We start from the raw sequence: 19,289 nt of genomic DNA on the forward strand, positions 1-19,289 counted from the left end.
TATACTTCTTTCCATAGTGAGAAATATTGTATGTGGGACATAAAAATACTAAAAAATCCAACTTCTTAATTTTGACATTAAGAAGTTGGATCTTCTTTCGTTATTTCGTAATAATCATACTGTGCTATTACATTTACCATTAAGAATACACGCTAAATATTAATTGAGTTAGTGGTTTTAATAACACATAAACTAATAAAATTTTACTTATTAATCTCCAAACATTCATAAACAGCCATCATATCTCGTTTATCCAACTCACGAATACGATTAAAAATCGGTATTTCTGCAACGGCCTCCGTTAATAAACTTTCATCCACAACATCACTAACTGTTCCAGTTAACCATGTTTGCACATCTATGCCATCAACAATTTCTTTAAGCCCTTCAGCATTAATACCACTTGCATTACAAGTTACACATGGAATTGTTAATTTAAACACGCCATCATGTAGGTTATCTTCAGTTATAACTTTCTTTCCGTTACAGAATGGACATGGTTTGCTTTTTTTAATTTTATTAATTTGTGTAACTAATTTTTTGTAACCAAATGCTTCGTAAACATATGTTAGTTTTTTATATTTTCCATTTGTGAAATACTGATCTATAATGGTTTCTCTTGTTTCATAAACATTAGAAAAATCACAAATAGTTACTTGATTATTGGCGCTAATGGATTCTATATTCCCTTTAATTTCATCCCAGAATGGTAAAACATTTTGTAACACTATTTCATAATTTGAAAAACTTGCTTGTTCTAATTCGAACATTTTCAGTGCAACTTGTACTTTTCTTGGCAATAAAGAAACATCTTCCGTCAATCTCATATCTCCACTTATTATAGACTTCAATTTAACGAGTGCCGGTAAATTACCAACTGTGTTCAACACTTCATCCATAGGCTGATTAATTATTTCACGAATATCTGAGTTTCCAAACTTAAGCGATTTATGATGATTTAAAACCGTCCCCTCACAAATTGGACATGTCATGATTTCTTTAGATTCCTTAATTTGTTCTTTAATAGCTGCTTTAGAAATCACAATATATCCACCAATGATCGTATTAAATCCTACCCATGTTCTACGTGTCTTACCTTTCTTATCATAAAATGATTTTTCAAAATACCCGTACCAAAATGTATGTTTTTCCTCTTCTGACATATCATTATAGCTCTTTGATAAATCATGACCGAGTTCATTTTTAATTTCTTCAAATAAAAATTCTATTTTTTCATATTGATAAAATTTCAATACTTTCATGATTTCCGGATCGAATAAACCATCCCAAAATGGAACATTTTTATCTTGTATTGTAATGTCTTTATTAAAGATTTCAATCTTAAGGCGACCTGAACAAGACGGACAGTGATTATCCTGTGAATAAAAATCAAAACTTCTCGTATCTTTATTGGTTGGATGGGAAGCTATAATTTGATTAATTAATCCACCAATCTCATATAAGAAACTATATTGACTATACAAATGTCTTTCAAGATCAATAGCAATTATTGGTGCAATTGTATCAGATTCATATTCGCCATAAATTAATCGGGCCATTGATGATAAACTTTTTAAAATACCACCCTTATAAACGTTTTCAGCATTTTTAAAATAGTTATTATGATTTTCTTTTACATAGTGAATTCCTTCTTTACACTTTAGCGTTGAAGAAATATGTATTTGCGCAGCCTTTTTCACACTACTCTTTTGACGATAATAATCATTATGACTAATAACATCAAGATGTTCTACAGATTCAAGCTGTCTTTTCCCAAAATCAACAATGTAATCCGAACTTTCTAGCATGTAACTATTATGTTCAATCATTATGATTGAGACTGATTCATCTTGTAAAATCCCTCTGACACTATCTATAAATTGATTTAAAATATTTTGTGATAAACCTTTTGAAGGCTCATCAAAAATAAATAAAGTATGTGGGTTTCTTGTGTTGGCAAATAACTCCGACACTAAATGAACACATTGAAACTCACCTGTTGATAATGTTTGTGTTTTTCTTTCTAATGTTAAATAGCCGAGTCCTAATTTGATTAGTAAACTCAAGCGCTTATATGCGATATCTTCATTTGGAAGGTCATCAATAATATCCTCAATTGAACGTTCAAAAATATCATCAATTTCTTCACTATACTTTGTCAGTTTCTTTTTAATATCAAGGAAAGTAGCAACGGTTGATCGACTTGTAATTGACTGATTGCGATCTTGTCCTACCATAACAAGTTTGTCTTTTGGATATCGCTTTTGAAAATCTTTAGCGATACATTCATTAACAAGTGTAGATTTTCCACATCCTGATTCCCCTGTAACAGTTACAAGTCTATTTTTAGGAATCTGAAACTTAGTCATTTGGATATTTCGACAATATAATTCATGGAATGTATAATATTCTGTTGGCATTTCGTTATTTCGTTCTGATAGTAATGGCTTTGGCCTTGGTGATTCTTTCACAATTTTCCCGCCATATTTTCCACTACCAGGTCCAAAGAATAATTGCTCATCAGTTGTATCCAGTACTGTATCTGAATGATCAATGAGCCAAATTTGATTTTTGCACCCTAATTTTTTGATCTCTTCTAATATTTGTAATAATGTTACGTGATCAAGCCCCACAGAAATCTCATCAATAATAATTACTGCATTTTCACTTACTGCCATGAATTCAGCTAAGTAAAGTCGTGTTAATTCTCCACCTGACAACGTACCCATAATTCGATTTAATGTTAAATAGCCAATGTTCATATTAATAATATTTTGCAGTATATGCTGTTTTTCTTCACTAATATTTAATTCTTTTGCTAGTGAAAGAATAGATTCAACACTTAAATCATTAATATTTGAAATTGAATGCGGATTAGCGAACAAATCAATTTCATATTGTTCAATTTCTTCACTATAACGTTTTCCCTTACATTTTTTACACTCAACATTTTTTGTAGTACCACGACCTTTACAACCAGTACACCAGCCTAGTTGATTATTAAATGAAAAGACCTCTGGAGAAAGATTAAATACTTCAGCAAGTTTTTCCCGAACCGCTGTAAAAACACCAGTATGAGTACCAATCGTTGAACGCGGATTAGACGAAATCGATGATTTTCCTAGAAAAAGTACTAATGGCATTTCTTCCATCTTAATAGCACTAAAATTTGTTTCCATAATGTTAGGAAATAAATATTGATATTCAGCCTTTGGTAATAAAGAAACTAATCGTTTTTTTGACTCTTCACCAATTGTTTGGCAAAAAGTTGTTTTACCTGATCCAGATAAACCAGCAATTCCAAACGATTTATTAAATGGTATAGTTGCATCTAATTTATTTATGTTATTTGCAATTAATTGATTTACTTTCATATTAACCTCTATTCTTATCTTCTTAAAAAATCATTTTTATAATATAATAATTACATAATTAATATTACCTATTATGTAATTATCCTTTCAGTTCATGAATCTTGACCTTGTATTTTTCAAACCATTGTTGCCACTCATCTTTTGGAAATTCTTTCTCTTTTCCTTCTAACACGGAAGAAAAAAGTTCTAAACAAATATGCCAACCAGCAATATCTTTCGGTGTATGATCTGTTAATTCATGAATGAATTCTTTAAGAAGTAATAGGGATCCATTTCCTGCTTTATGTATTTCAAATCGGACACGATCTTTATCCCATTTGAATTCAAGTACTGCATTTAGTTGACACTCTAAAATATCAATATTTAAAAATGAACCATCCATCATATCGAACTTTATCATTCCACCTGTTTTAAGGTTTTCAATCTGCAAATTAGACATCCATTTTTTAAGCTTACTGTTTTCAGTTAACACAGACCAAACTTCCTCTATCGTATAAGGAAATTGGCGTTGAAATTTTACAATATACCCATTAGATTGTTTCTCTATCTCAGCTAACATATTTATTCCCCTCACTCTCGCGCAGAATATATGTTCTTATTTTACACGAATTTATACATAAAAAAAATCTATATGGCAACTAAATATTAATTTAATGTGTAGATGACATTTTGAAAATTGATTTATTATAAATAAAAAAGCCGCATTTGCGGCTCATGAACTAATACCTACTTTATTTGAATGACTTATCTTTTAATTGCGTCAACAATTAACGATGGAAAACCAAGTTTATCGCCTCGATTCCTAGAATCATACCTTTTCGAACGGAAAATAACCCCGTCATTCGCATCCCAGTCGTTGTAATAAAATTGACCATTTTCATCACAATACTCAAGTAGAACTACCTCAAATCCAGCCGTTTCAAACATTTTCGTTAATGTTTTGTAATTATGAACTATTTTATGACTTGCAGCAGGATGATCTTTCGGCCCAGGTCCGCCTATTTGAACTATATTTTGGTATGTTTCATCCGGAAAAAATGCATCAGGGACGCCGCATCGAATATGACCTGATGGTTTTAAAAATTCATAACAAATTTCAGCTGCTTTTACACCTTCTTCAAACGTAAGATGTTCCCATACGTGCTCAACTAAAATAGCTGAAATGGAATTGTATTCAAATCTTTCTTCCCAAGTGGTATTGTCTAGTAAATTAAGTTCTTCTTCTTGCGTTTGAATCCAACCTGGATTATTATTAAACACTCCAGCTCCAACTACTACTTTAATTTCATCTTGTTTTATTACCATCATTTTCACCCCGTAAACATTTTGATTTATTAATATATTCTATGTTTACTATAACCTTTCCTGCTTCAACAAATTAAGAAACATATATCCCTCCTCTAATATGAAAGAAAAGTTTAAAGTTGTTTCCGAATGAACTAAGAAGCAAATTGGATTTATTAAATAAAACCATTCAGTCGAATGTAACTTTTCTATTATTCCGTTATGTGGTACTTTAGCGAAAAAATGAATTGTTAAACGTCATAAAAATATAATGATTATTATCACAACAAACGAATTAAGGGGAAATTCAGTAGCATGAGCCCGGTACAATACCGAATTCATGCCATTAAAATTGTCTAATGCAAAATCTGTCTAATTTTATGAAAACAGTTCATTATATATACTGTTTTCATAACTATTTACACATGATTTTTCTTAGAGAAATATAACACACCAAACATTACCAAAATACCAACCACATAAAAAATTGTTGTACCGCTGCCACCAGTATTAGGAATCATCCAATTATTCTTCGCATTTTTTACTGTTATTTTTTGTGTCCTTACTGCCTCTGTAATTTCTACCTCTATTGGATCTCTAAGTAACATATATCCATTTGGTGCTTTTATTTCTTTAATCGTATATTTTCCTAGTACTAATTGCCTGGAAATCACCTTTCCTTTTTCATCTGTTGTTAATCTAGCAATTTCTTTCCCTTCTTTATTTAACACTTGAAATACAGCACCTTTTAGTTTTAAATTGATATCCTTGTCATCAACTTTCTCAATTTCAATTTTCCCACCCGGATCTGGCAATTTCTTATTTCCTATTTTCATTTCTATTACTTTATCTTTTTCTACTTTTACAGCTACTTTATCTTTCAATAATTCATAACCTTTAGGCGCTTCTATTTCCACTAGGCTATAGTTTCCTATTGGTAAATCTTTAGATATCGTTTCTCCTTTTTCCTCTGTTATTAACTCCCCAACTACTTTTCCGTTTGAATCTTCTATATAAAACTTTGCTCCCACTAATTTTTTATCATCATTATTACTATCTACTTTTTTTATTTTTATTTTTCCTGTACTAGGCTTGTTCCAATGTTTCCAGTTAAATTTGAAATTGTGAAATTCGAATCCACCAGTTTGTTGCACTGCACCGACAAATGCTTGTCCATTAATTGAGCCGCCTTTTGTTTCTAATACAGCATTTGGAGCAAATACACTTCCAACAACACCATACCCCTCTGCTGTGATTTGTTTCGCATTAGGAAATACCCAAATCACTTTCCCATATAGCTCAGTAAACGGTGAATCTGGAGAATAGGGTTGTGATGTAGGAATTATCTCTGTAGCCCTTCCTATATTATTCGTGTCATATAGAATAGACCCATTTTTAAATGTAACCTCTCTTGCATCCGAGTACATAACAATAAAATCTTTGTCCTTAGCATTGGGTAAAAATACATCTCTTATTTCTAAATTTATTTTCCCTGTCAATTCTGATGAAACATAAATATTAGGATTGTTTATCTCTTTTCCGATACCAAAACTCATATTTGGAATTGAGGTATTCGTTTTATATTGACCTGCATTTTGATTGACTTGGTTCACTATGTTACGGAACTCATTAAATTTCGCATCAATTTCTTGTTTTTCTTTAAAAACAATACGATCATAAGAAGATTGTATTGTACGATCTGGATCACTCTCTTTTGTCATAACGACTATTCCGTTTTGAATGATAAAAGATTCATCTCTTGATTTTTTAAATTTTCCAGACAATAACAAGGACGGATATCCTTCATCACTCCATTTTTCGCCAGCTATATTAGATGTACCTGCCGCTGCACCTACAATCGTATAACCTGATGCATCCATATCACCTTGAACTGCGATTGCACCTTCAACGTCTCCACCAACTGCTTTATGGTTACCAAAGATAACTGCATTATAACGCGATATGTCACCTAAACCTTTTAAGTCTACCGTGGATCCATAAACTTCTTTTGGTACATATATGACAAAACTTACACATATCATTAACAAAACCATTAAATGAATACTTACCAGCTTTAATCGTAGCCTCAATTTCCTTGTTCCCACCTTTACCGTATTTTTCTACTGTCAAAAAAAGTGAACATTAATCAGTGTGGATTTACTTCATCCCTTCTATACCTTCCTTACTTATCCCTAAATTAATGGATCCACTGCCCGTTATTGCGGGATACATGCAATTTATCTAGTTATTTTTTTCTTATAAATTACGACTAGAAACGCACATAACAATAGGATTGGAACTATTACAACTATTACCGTCCACTTATTAAACATAAATACCTCTGTACTTATTTCTTGTTTTTCTTTCTGGTTGAACTCTACACGCTCACCTCGAACGAGCAATCTATTTGTATTTACTCCATAAGGCGTACATGTAATTAATGTTGTATAATCTTTATTTTCCACAATTTTCAAATCGTCCGTTTCGTGTGGTAAAACTACTTTAATTTGATCTACTTTATAAGCAAGAATTTTGTCTAAAGAGTGAATATAAAAAAGATCTCCTTCACTTAACTTATCTAAATCTGAAAATAACTTTGCTGATGGTAAACCACGATGTCCGGTTAAAATAGTGTGCGTATTCTCACCACCTACCGGGAGTGACAAATAATCTAAATGACCTATCCCCCGACTCAATACTTCTTCAGAGGTACCTTGATAGATTGGCAGTTTTATTTTAATTTTCGATATTTCAATATACCCCATTACATCACCTAAATTTAACGCATCGGCATACGCTTGTTGATTTCTATTTTCCTCAGCAAATGGATCTGCAAATGTTTTCGTGGAAGTTTGAACTTGTTTATTATAGTCGGCTGCTTCTTTTTCCCTACGTTCAATTTCTTTCTTTTGTAGCGCTTTAATCTTCTTATCATAAGAACTAATCTCAGAATAATGAGCACGAGTCGCCAACCAATTACTAATAGTAGGATATAAAAAAATACCTAATCCAAATAAAAAAATACCTCCTAAAAAAAGATTTCGTTTCATATTTCCACCTCTGTATATACTAAAATATCGAAAAGAGGAAAGCATTTTGCTTCTCCCCTTTTCACATCACATGGTTACATGTTCCTAAAACTTTATTTATTAGCAAATTTTTTTCTAAAGAAAACAAACGCTGCTGTAACCATTAACGTAAGGCCTAGTACAGTAAAAAGAGTCGTTCCTATACCACCGGTTACTGGAAGAATCCATCCACTTTTATTATTTTCTATCGTTAATTTAACCGTTTGATTATTTTCGCTAACCTTTACATCAATTGGGTCTTTTAATAATTGATAAGAAGCTGTTTTACCATCTTCTTTTGTATATGTTGGTGCTTTTGTTTCAAAAATTTGATAGTCTCCGTATGGAATGTTAGACCACTTAATAACACCATTTTCATCTGATACACCTATTACTTCTTTTCCTGCTACAACAACTATTTTCCCATTTTTATCTTTAAGTACAAACTCTGCACCTTTTAATTTCTTCTTATTATCACCATCAATTTTTGATAACTCAATAATTCCAGTTGTCGGAACAACAACTACTGGTTTAGATTCTTTTTCTCCAATTACATCATTTTTATTTGTAAAATCAATTTTTGCTATATTTAAAATTTCCGAACTAGATGGTACTCCTTCTTTTACTTGTGATTTAATTTGTAAATGAAATTCTTTTTTACCATCTAATTTTGTAAAATCTTTTACTGTAGCTGTTACTTTTTGACCTTCTACAGCTACATCTACAACGCTTGCATTTACTTCCGCTCCATCAATCTTCACGATTGGCTTTCCTTGCATCACTAATCGATTGTCCAAAGTATCTGTTACCACATATTTTTTGTATTCTTTAATGTCTTCTGGAATTAATGTTTTAATATCATAATTGTAATTAGTTAACGGATTTATTGGTAACGCTTCCAAATTACCATTAATCTTTTTATCAATAGTTGGTTCTTCATAGTTTTTCAATTCTACTTTAACTACTGTACCAGAAGTAATTGTTCCATCTTCATTAATTGTTCCTGAGTTCTTAATAAAAAACTCGCGTTTAGTTGGATCTATTACATAGCCTTTCGGAGCTTTTGTTTCTTGGAAATAGTATTCTCCATACTCTAATCCTTGCACACGAATATGACCATTAGCATCCGTTACTAAATCTTTTTTCACTTCTGTTCCATCTTTTTTAAATACAGAGAATGCTGCACCCGCTAATGCTTTATCGTTTGCACCAGTTTTTATTAAATCAACTGCACCGCGTTTAATCTCATTTTTTGGATACATATGAACATCATAGTTTAACACCTTACCCTCTTTATTCGTTAATGGAATATCTACTGTATACGTATTTGGATTTAGGTTAACATGTGGAGGGCCTGCCACCTCTTTCACTTCATAACGTCCTAGCGGAAGATCTTTTAATACAGCTTGTCCGTTATCATCAGTTACTACTTGAGATGGAGTTGCCCCCGTTACAGGTTTCACATCTTCTTTCACGATTTTCCCATCATTTGAAATTTTTTCAAACGATGCAACCTTTTTTACTTCAAACGTTACACCTTTTAACGGCTTCACATTTGTTGGCACCTCTTGATTTGCGGAACCATCACCTTCTACTCCTGTTGTTCCCTCTTTTTCTTGTTCGTACTTATGAATTGTTAAAGAACCTTTGGTTGGTGAAGCTGCCTTTACTAATTCATTAGACCACGCTGAAAATGTTAAGAATACAACTAGAAGCACACTTAATATTTTTTTCATTTCTCTATTATCCCCTTTACTACTTCTATCATTTTAAAAATCTATTTTTTACTATTACCATCTAAAAATAAAATTGTGTACAAAGTATTAGCCTTGAACGAATAACATAAAACATAGTTGTCCCCACACCCCATTGTTTACAATCACTTATTCACTGTTCTTATTTCTACTATTACGTCGTCTCCCCGTATGATATATGTAATTTTCTCTCCTACATTTCACTTATGTCTCTACTTCAAAAATAATTATTATTGTTACATAGTAGCTTTCATCGCTAATTTTTACTAATTACTTAGGCGCCAATTCGTTAATCTCCCCCTCTTATCTCTATTTGAATCCAATCTTAAACATTTTTTGATACATGTTAGCAGTAACTAGCAAATAAGTGTGATGATTCATATTTTATGCTACTCCCCAAAACTATTACCTGTATATTCAAATAATATGTGCTATTCATGTTAAATTATGGTATTATTCTTAGAAGTTTATAATTTTTATTGATAAAGTTTTTCCGTTTCTACTTATGAAAAAAGGAATATGTGTTTATTCAACTATCACGCACAACTGTAAGGAGGAAGAATATGACTAAAAAGCTCAGTCTAGTTGAGATAGAGTACATTTGCAATATGTTTTTCCAATCTTTTGAAGTTCCAGTTTGTTTTTTAGATTGCAACAAAAATATTCTTTTAGCTTTTACATCAAAAAATGATTCACTTTCATTGTATACATCAAAAATAGAACAGTTACATATGCTTTATCAGAGAAATGATTCATATAATTCTCCCATCTTCAGGACTCACCAACATCTAGGGCACTTCATTTTAATTCACATAAAGAGCGATTATATGGTGAACGGCACTGTTATTATTGGACCTGTAACAGATGTAAGCTTTTCTAAAAACGAAACGGATAGCAGCTTTCATTTTATGCCGAATTATAAAAAAACAAGAGACTATTACTTTTCATTGTCACTCAAAGATCAATATTTCTTTGTAAATATGACGATTTTGTTCCATAACATTCTTTATAAAAAAATTTGCAAATGTAAGTACATTTGCAAATAAAAGTGACTCATTTCATGTAAGTCATAGCAGTATCTTAAACGAAGATGTATATATTTCAATGCAAAATAACGAATCTATCTGTCATAATTTGTATTTAGAGCAACAACTACTTGGAGCTATAGAAAACGGGGATAAAGAAACAGTACTCAAATATTATTATGTATTTCAACAAGAGATTCTTTCATCCTTACCTTCATTCCATCAATTAAGAAGACATAAAAACATTTGTATTTCATCCATTACACTCGCTACTAGATATGCGATAAAAGGAGGGCTTCCATCCGGGATTGCTTACAAGATTTATGATCTACACATCCAAAGAACAGAAAATTTAAAAGACAAAGAATCTGTTTGGCATTTATTAAAAAATGTTTTCTGTACTTTTGCAGACCGTGTGAAGGCACAAAAAACACAGCAACATTCACAGACTATTGCTATTTGCAAAAACTACATTTTCAAAAATATTTACAATCCAATATCTGTTAAACAACTTGCTACATTTTCAAACGTGAATTCGGATTATTTATCTATATTATTTAAAAAAGAAGTTGGTATTTCATTAAGTGAATATATTCAGCGTGAACGAATCGAAGAAGCAAAGAAATTATTAACTTTTACAACCTATTCTTTATCTGACATCTGTGCTTCACTCAATTTTACTGATCAAAGCTACTTCACTAAAATTTTTAAAAAATTCACTAACGAAACACCTGGTAAATACCGGAAATCTCATCTTGTCATATAGGTGAAACTTCCATTAATACAAAGTGTTTTCAGTAATTAATGAATGGCTATTTAAAACTACTCTAACATTCATGAACTTTACGATTCAGGCTATTTTTAAACAACAAAAACACGTTACTATTTTTAATGAGAATAGTAACGTGTTTTTTACGTAATATATTTCTGTAGACAGAATCACATCCAAGCGCAAAGTTTTATGGAAGCCAAATGTACCACTTAGCTACTAACATCTTAGTAAGTAAAAACTTCATCTAAAAATTATTGTGTGTAAAAAAAAGCCAAACTATTTTTCAGTTAGTGATATTCGCCCTTCGGTACCAATAATATAATTTACGCTTAAGACAAACTGCCTTTTTTGTTTTACTTATTTTTCACTTTATTTTTTCTGGATTATGAATTCTTTTCTTCAAATGAATGATGCCTATGCCTGCCATTATTTTTGTATCTTTCTACATTTACGAACCAAAGTGAGTACTGTTGCTGCAATAACCATCAACATGCCCATTATTGCACTGTTAGTTGTACTTGCACCCGTTTTTGGAAGCTCTTTATATGTATATTCTTTTTTATCATAATTACTATTACTAGCAAGACCATTAGCTTTGCTAGTGTCTTTATCTTTCACTAGTACTTTTTGTATTGCCTTTACCTCATTACCTACGGAATCTCTGACACTATATATTATTTCATAAGTATCAGCTTTAGATGTATCTACTTTACCATCTACTTTTACTTTAGAAGTAAGGTCATCATTCTTTTTATTAGTAGCTGATACTCCTACCATTGGGTCAAATTGATCATTCTCATTAATTGTAGTTGTAGCAGGTACTTTTAGTATTGGTTTTTCATTTTTAACTTCTTCTCTAACTTTAACCGTTACAGTTTGTTTCGCAGTTACTTCATGACCTTTAGAGTCGGTAACTGTGTATGTTAATACGTAAGTACCAGCTTTAGATGTATCTACTTTACCATCTACTTTTACTTTAGAAGTAAGATCGCCATCTTCTTTATCAATAGCTAACACTTCTGTCATTGGAACAAATGAATCTCCTACATTAATAGTCACTCCAACAGGCACTGTTAATTTAGGCTCTATATCTAATATTTCTCCATTTTCCTCTACAATTACAGTCTGCGTAGCCGTTGCATTACCCCCTTGGGAATCGACAACCAAGTAGTCCACAATGTATTTACCTGGTTTAGATGTATCTACATCACCTTTATGCTGTACTCTAGTTGTTAAATTACCATCTTCTTTATCAGCAGCTGTTACATTTCTCATCGGGTCAAACGTGTCACCTACATGTAATGTAATTGTAGACGGTACAGTTAACTCTGGGACTTGGTTTTCGGCAGTTTTTTCGTTTTCTGTCACTGCTCCCTTAATTTTTGCTGCATCAAAAGCTTTTTGGACCGCTTGAACCTCAATTGAGTTCGCTCCATATTTGTTTGTTGCAACTTTAAGGCACGCTAATCTCAATTCTGAGAAATTAGAAGTCATGTTCAATTCATCAGTATTTGCATAGTAGAAAATATCAAACATTTTATCTTCACCAATACCATTTACAGTTACACCGTTATGAGTACCACCTTGAGCAATTAAATACGCAACTTTATTAATAATACTTGAGTTGAAATGAATGCCTCCATTATCCTCTCCATTTAAATCATTATATTTACTATAATCATCTGGATATGGTACTCCATTTGAATAATTGATTGAAGATGGATTTTTCATATTACGGAAAACCGATCCAGTTTGTTCTCCTGTTGTCCAGTTAAATTCCCCGTTATTTATGTATTTCTCAATAGCCGTTCCCATAATATCAGATAACGCTTCGTTAATTGCACCAGATTCTCCGAAAAATTCAAGGTTAGATTCGCTAGAGGTAACCGCATGTGTAAATTCATGGCCCACTATATCGAACGCTTTCACCATGGGGTCACCATATATAAGCATACTAATATTATTAATATTAGCACTAAATGCATTCTCCCAATTTTTAGGGTTATTTGTTCCTCCAGAATCCCATGCATGTACAACTGATACTACTTTTTTTCCCTTATTATCAAAACTATTGCGCTTGTATTTATCTTTGTAAAAATCATATACCTTTGTTGCTAAAAAATGAGCACTTACCGCCTTTGGATCAGTAAATGTTGGTGAAGTGCTAGATACTAATATACCAGGATAATATTTTTCTTCATTTGTAATATCTCTATAATTTACATCATATGTCTCAATTCCTTGCCCTCTTGTGTAATCAGCAAGCGAATATTTCCCATTACTTTGTTCAGAAATACCAAAAGTGCGAGTTATACCTAAATCATCTTTTCCTGTTCCAGTTAGTGATACGAAATTGTTTTTTCTACTTTCCTTTAAAGGTTCAACATACTCTTCACTTACTTTTAAACCTGATTCTTGTACCATATTCTTCAACATTTCACCATTATCGGCATTCACTAAGTAAGTTCCAGATACATAGCTTGGTGTTGCAGCAGTAAATGTAACTTGATATGCATTTGAAGCTTGTCCATTATTTTCATCAACAAAAATAACTTCCTTAACTTCTGGCTCAGATATAAACTTGATATCGTTCCCGTACTTCGTATAAATATATTGTTTGGCTTTTTCTTTTGATAGCTTAATAGGCTTTTTCAATTCTTCTTGTTTTAAATTTTGCGCGCTATCGCCTGAAACACTTTTAATAACACCCTTATTATCTACGTGTGCAGTTAATTGATGGCCATATACTTCTTTTTCTTCGTATGTTTGCTGCATACGTACGAGTGTAGTCCCATCATACGAACCACGTTTTTGAAGGACTTTATAATCTACTCCTGTTTCTCCATTGACTTGCTTTGGAGAAAGCGCTTGTTCTGTTTTCTCCTTAAGTGCATCCTTTACTACATTTTCTGGTGCCTTTTGTGACGGTTGTGTAAGTTCACCTGAGCGGAACGATTCCTCCTGCATTTGAACTTGTAGTTGATCTGTTTCCTCTGCATGACCTATTCCGTATGGCGCTACAGCTGTTAAAGCCAATCCTGTTGTTAATGCAACTATAGCTATTTCTTTTTTATTTTTCATGATATTTACCTCTTATAATTTCCTAAAATATAAAACTGCTAAAAATTATACTATTCATTCGTATCAAAAAAAAGAAAATAAAAAGTATATAAAATTAAACAAAATCGTATAATTCAATGATGTTAATTCATTATTTAAATATAGTTATTCTAGAAAAATCACTACTTTTAATGAACTTTTCTTTTATAGATATATATAATGGTTGCACTACATCGCTATATATAAGATTCGATAAATTAAATTTCACATGTAAATTCTCTTTTTTTAAAGATCCAGTTTGAGTTTTTTAAGGTTAGCATAGCAAATAAGCCTTAGTAGGTTTCTATTTTCAGATCTTTCTATTTTAATTTTCATCAATAAATGAAGTCATATAAAAGTGAATTGTGTAACACAATATATTAATTACAGATATAAAGCATATTATAAAAAGGTGACTTCTGTAATCAACAAAAGTCACCTTCTTACAATAGATTCGCAATACATATTACCCCAAAAATGTTTATAATGTATAATTTCTATGTAACAAAGAAAAATAATTTATTAACGAGCATTTTCCAAAACTTTTATTAGGTCATTTATATTTTCAATTTTCTGTTGAAACTGATCAAATTTGCTATGTAGCAATGAAGGATTTCTATCTTCTCTTGAAATAACTTGTTTTAATTCGTGTTCTAATTTGTCATACGCATCAAAGAAATTATCAAATTCTACACTTACAAGCTCGTCATTTTCACGATAAAATCTTTTTGCTTCTATATAAGTCATATATGATTTATTTAAAAATCCTAATGAAATTAAATATTTAGAAGTGTTTTCTTGATAAATAGCAATATCACATGCTGTTTTAATATCAGAATAAGTCTTTTGAATGAAGCATTGTAATTCAAGAATCTTAAACTTTAAACCATAATTCATTTCATTCCCTCCCATCCTATCTATTCTACATAAAATAATAATATTTTACAAAATAAAATATTATTATGAAAGTGACATTTAAAAAGATAACGAAAGAAGAAACAAATTCAAACTTTTCAATCCTTACTTTTAATCTTCAAATAATCTCTTAATTGTTATATAATAAACTAAATATATAATTAGGAGTAGATGTAATGCCAGAAACATTAGAACTCATTCTTTTCATACTTATAGCAATTAGTGCTGCAGGTTATCTAATAAAAGAAATTCAAAAACCTAAGAAAAGAACGCTTGGAATTTCACTAGAATTTTTAGTTTTTTTCTGGTCAATATGGAGAATATCGACTATCATAATTTAATTTATATAATTCCTCTCGTCTCGATAAACCTTACTATTCAATCAATACTGTAAACACCCATTTCTTAACCATATGCCTTTAATGGAGCAGTTCACTTTTGCTAGCTGCTCTTTTCTTTGTAACCATTATACACAAATTTTCATATAATATAGTCATTCCTTTCTTATAAATTAAGCTCGTCACTTCGGTTATAAAAATGGGATTATATCCTATAACTTTTTTTAGAATCATCCATAATTTATTTCTGAAAAAGTGCTTTGTTTTACTGAAAGGTGGTTGCGGAAACAACCGCCTTTTTATTTTCAAAAAAATCTAATTTCCAAAAAACTATTCCCTGCTTTCTGGAACTGTTATATAATTTCTAACCTGCTTCCTCGTTTCTTATTCAATATGTAATCTCTCGTTATTTTACTGTCACTTTATAAATAAGCCTCTAATAAAAAAACCGCACATATAGTATGTGGGGATTATATGTGTGAACCATTTTACGCTCATAGTGCAAAAATAAAAAGCGCAAAGAATAATTCCTTCCGCTTTTTATAACAATAAATACATTTCATATTGTGCTAAAGAATTCTTTTTAAACCCAGATTTCTTTAAAAACCCTTCCAGTAAACTGTTGTTTGGAAAACCAATAGATAAACTTGATAAATTCGATTCTACTCTTGCTACTTGTAATAATTTCATCCCAATCCCAATATTTCTATAATCTTTATCTACGAAAATATAACTAATTTTACCTTGTTCATTTACACATACAGACCCTTTTAAATCATTATCAACATATGCACCGTAATACGTATTATTTGTTTTTTCCATGTAATCAATATCATTTTGCCAATTTATATGGAAGTTAAGCCATTTCTGAATTTCAAGTTTAAATGTTTGAAATTCTAATCTTTGCACTTCAATATTTTTATTATCTTTATTTGTTAATTTAGTTACATCATTTAAATTATAATAAGAAAGATCATACACTTTTTCATAACCTAATTTGTTATAAAAATGAATCGCCCTATCATTACCTACAATAACTTCAAGAAAAAGTTGCTGGCATTCATTTTGTATCGCTTCTTCTTTATGTAGCTCAAATAACTTTTGACTTACTCCAATGCCGCGAAACTCTGGATGAACAGCTAATGTTCCACAACGCATTGTTTTTATAGTTTCATAAACCTTTATACCACCAAGTATTATGCCAACAGATTTGTCACCATCTAAAGCAAGAAAAGAGTGTTCTAGCGAGTTACCTTCTGGTCCCAAAAACCTTTGTATAAGATCTTCTTTTGAAACATCCATTTTAATGATGTAATCTGAAAATCCATCCTTAAAAGCTCCATACACTAAATCTATACTTACTTCACTACATCTTTTATATTGAATCATATAAATATAATCCTCCGCTTTGGCTTGTTATATACTACATTCAAATACATGAAATGAATTCCTTTCACCTGAATCTTTTAACTATCTATTATTTACTACAGTAATCTCATAAACACGTAAAAAAGCAATTAAATGCTCACATGCTCGTTCACATGCTAACATTTTAAAAACCTTTTGTTCTTCTTTCGTTTTATCATTCGCTTGATCTGAAGCAGCTTTTAAACATAAAAATGGTTTTTTATTTATATGACATACGTAAGCGAAAGCAGCGACTTCTTGATCAACCGCCAATGCTCCGTATACAGTATGCAGTAAATATCTCATTTCGGAACTACGAATACGCTGATCTCCAGATAAGAACGTACCGAAGTGAACTGGATCATAAGATCGTATTTTTTTTATTTTTCTTACAATTGACTTTGTTGTTTCAATAGGTGCTGTTCTACCATCATATAAATTAAAAACATCTTCCCCTGAACCAGCAGCAGTAACATCGTGTTGTATTGCATTAAGTGCTACTACAATGTGACCATTTTTCACCTTATTTGATAAACTTCCGCATATTCCTGTCATAAATAGCTCGTCCGGCTGAAATTCACTTATTAATAATTGTACACAACTAGCACAACTTACTTTGCCAACACCAGTTATTACTGAAATAATTTCCAGATCATTTATATAATGAAAATGAAATTCCCAAGCTGCTCTTTTTTCAATGCGTTCACTCGGATAATGTTGATGCAAATGCGTAAGTTCTGGTTCCCATGCGGATACGATTGCGATACGTTTCATTACACACTTCACTTCCCCTACTGTCATTTAAATAAGCTATCTATACTTTCTCGTTCATAATCTGGAATCCACTCTTTGTATTTTTCATATAAGCCTCGTATTATTTCTTTATTCTTCGCAATGACTTCACATCCTCTATCATCATAAATAAACATGACAATATCTTTCGTTGCGTTAATGAGAAATACGTCAGGATAAGAAACCTCTTTTTTGCGTCCAAAACGAGGATAAAGATCTGGAAAATCCTCATGATTAACAGCTTGAATAAGTGGTTCATATTTAATATCTTCCGCAAGACATTTTAAAGAAAATTGAGATGTACAATATAAATCTGCTTCTTTATCTTCAAATAGAAAAGGTAACATTTCTTGTCTTATACGAAACTTTAAATCTCTCTTTTTAATATATTTATTGTATATATTTATTTTCTGTGGAGTTTTTATATTTTCCTTTTTAAACCGATAAACATTTGCTACTATAAACACTACATCTTCTTTTAAAAATCTATCTTCAAATAAGTATTTATTATATGTATATAGTTGAGAGAAGTATTCCATATTTAAATCGTCGGTTCCTTCTACAATTTGATATTTATCTTTCCCAAAATTAAAATGTAGATGATTTTCCCACTGAGAGTATATGGACGGTACTAACGTAACTCCTGGAAATGTTTGATTCATATATTCTTTTAACTGCATTTTCGTATCCTTTCTACTCTACAAGTTCTTTTAAATGCCAATAAGCTTCTTCTAGCCACGGATGTATAACTTTCAATGTATCTTTTCTTTCCCACAAATATGAAATATATACAAAAGCAGCATGTTCTAAAGATTTTTCTAATCCATTTTTTATACCTACTAAGTATGATGGTGTCCCATTTTGATCCCATTCTATTTTATCTGCAACAAATAACACTAAATCCATCTTCGTTGCATGTTTACGCAATGTAGTATGGCAACAAATTGCATCTAAAATCTCTTCATCTTCCACTTTAAATATCTCTTTTACGATTACTCTCGATAGTTTTTGATGAATAATCATTGGAAATTTCCGTTCTTCTTGTAATATTTCGATTCCAACTGCTTCAGCAACTTTAATCCGTTCCTCATTCGGAAAGATTGCACTTATATCATGTAAATACCCTGCAATTTCTGCTTTTTCTTCATTTTCATGAAACATTATCGCTATTTTTCGGGCTTCATTTGCCACACGAATTGAATGTTTATATGTAAATTCTTTATTGTATTTTAATAGAAACTCTTTTATATCATGTTCTATTTTCCCAGTTGGAGTAAATGAACATATTTCATTATATAACACGTTAATCTCCTCCTTATTACGTCCCTTCAATATAATAGGAAATTCAAATAATTCTTCTATTTTTAATTCGTTATGAATGCTTTAATTCCTTTTTAATACGTTACATGAAATTTTATGTAAAATCATTGCTACAAAGTACATAAATGTTTGTTATTATAG

The 19,289-nt window shown here is 31.1% G+C and carries 13 protein-coding genes and 1 pseudogene; 2 read left to right on the plus strand and 12 right to left on the minus strand.

The features are described 5' to 3' along the window. Positions 1 to 203: 203 nt before the first annotated feature. From G9F74_RS12925 to G9F74_RS12950, 6 genes are all read right to left on the minus strand, one after another. A complete protein-coding gene (locus tag G9F74_RS12925; protein ID WP_016108475.1) occupies positions 204 to 3,374 on the minus strand; it encodes an ATP-binding cassette domain-containing protein in 3,171 nt (1,056 codons plus the stop codon). Positions 3,375 to 3,453: 79 nt separating this feature from the next. Next, on the minus strand, positions 3,454 to 3,933 hold the full coding sequence (locus tag G9F74_RS12930; protein ID WP_000879008.1) for an SRPBCC family protein: 480 nt from the start codon (positions 3,931 to 3,933) through the stop codon (positions 3,454 to 3,456). Between the two features lie 185 nt (positions 3,934 to 4,118). Next, positions 4,119 to 4,682 (minus strand): class I SAM-dependent methyltransferase, encoded by a 564-nt coding sequence (locus G9F74_RS12935; RefSeq protein WP_016108474.1) that lies wholly within the window; start codon positions 4,680 to 4,682, stop codon positions 4,119 to 4,121. Between the two features lie 395 nt (positions 4,683 to 5,077). Continuing rightward, the gene (locus G9F74_RS12940) at positions 5,078 to 6,748 is read right to left on the minus strand and encodes a SpaA isopeptide-forming pilin-related protein (RefSeq protein ID WP_097855251.1); all 1,671 of its coding nucleotides are present in this window, start codon (positions 6,746 to 6,748) and stop codon (positions 5,078 to 5,080) included. A gap of 147 nt (positions 6,749 to 6,895) precedes the next feature. Then, a complete protein-coding gene (locus G9F74_RS12945; RefSeq protein ID WP_080119775.1) occupies positions 6,896 to 7,708 on the minus strand; it encodes a class C sortase in 813 nt (270 codons plus the stop codon). A 92-nt stretch (positions 7,709 to 7,800) separates the two neighbouring features. Then, a complete protein-coding gene (locus G9F74_RS12950) occupies positions 7,801 to 9,462 on the minus strand; it encodes a SpaA isopeptide-forming pilin-related protein (protein ID WP_016108471.1) in 1,662 nt (553 codons plus the stop codon). A 581-nt stretch (positions 9,463 to 10,043) separates the two neighbouring features. Between G9F74_RS12950 and G9F74_RS12955 the strand changes: the two are divergent. Next, positions 10,044 to 11,271 (plus strand): annotated as a pseudogene (locus tag G9F74_RS12955) (AraC family transcriptional regulator). A gap of 432 nt (positions 11,272 to 11,703) precedes the next feature. On the opposite strand, the gene G9F74_RS12960 reads toward G9F74_RS12955, so the two are convergent. Continuing rightward, entirely contained in the window at positions 11,704 to 14,358 is a 2,655-nt protein-coding gene (locus G9F74_RS12960) for a M4 family metallopeptidase (RefSeq protein ID WP_033668519.1), read from the minus strand. 540 nt (positions 14,359 to 14,898) lie between these two features. Continuing rightward, complete coding sequence (locus tag G9F74_RS12965) at positions 14,899 to 15,273, minus strand: hypothetical protein (protein WP_001106152.1); 375 nt, start codon at positions 15,271 to 15,273, stop codon at positions 14,899 to 14,901. Between the two features lie 194 nt (positions 15,274 to 15,467). Between G9F74_RS12965 and G9F74_RS12970 the strand changes: the two genes are divergently transcribed. Beyond that, on the plus strand, positions 15,468 to 15,632 hold the full coding sequence (locus G9F74_RS12970; protein ID WP_001115305.1) for a hypothetical protein: 165 nt from the start codon (positions 15,468 to 15,470) through the stop codon (positions 15,630 to 15,632). Positions 15,633 to 16,169: 537 nt separating this feature from the next. Here the strand turns inward: G9F74_RS12970 and G9F74_RS12975 are convergent. The 4 genes from G9F74_RS12975 to yqeK form a co-directional block, all read right to left on the minus strand. Then, positions 16,170 to 17,018, minus strand: coding sequence for a GNAT family N-acetyltransferase (locus tag G9F74_RS12975; protein ID WP_016108467.1), 849 nt, complete (start codon positions 17,016 to 17,018; stop codon positions 16,170 to 16,172). 81 nt (positions 17,019 to 17,099) lie between these two features. Next, entirely contained in the window at positions 17,100 to 17,837 is a 738-nt protein-coding gene (mtnN, locus tag G9F74_RS12980; protein ID WP_016108466.1) for a 5'-methylthioadenosine/S-adenosylhomocysteine nucleosidase, read from the minus strand. Continuing rightward, positions 17,834 to 18,508, minus strand: coding sequence for a DUF3885 domain-containing protein (locus G9F74_RS12985; protein ID WP_016108465.1), 675 nt, complete (start codon positions 18,506 to 18,508; stop codon positions 17,834 to 17,836). The genes mtnN and G9F74_RS12985 overlap by 4 nt, the downstream gene beginning before the upstream one ends. 13 nt (positions 18,509 to 18,521) lie before the next feature. After that, positions 18,522 to 19,130: a bis(5'-nucleosyl)-tetraphosphatase (symmetrical) YqeK gene (yqeK, locus tag G9F74_RS12990; protein ID WP_016108464.1), complete on the minus strand. Its 609-nt coding sequence runs from the start codon at positions 19,128 to 19,130 to the stop codon at positions 18,522 to 18,524. Between the last annotated feature and the right edge of the window lie 159 nt (positions 19,131 to 19,289).

Origin of the sequence: Bacillus sp. EKM202B (genome assembly GCF_011066025.1) — a bacterium.
GTDB classification, from domain to species: domain Bacteria; phylum Bacillota; class Bacilli; order Bacillales; family Bacillaceae_G; genus Bacillus_A; species Bacillus_A toyonensis.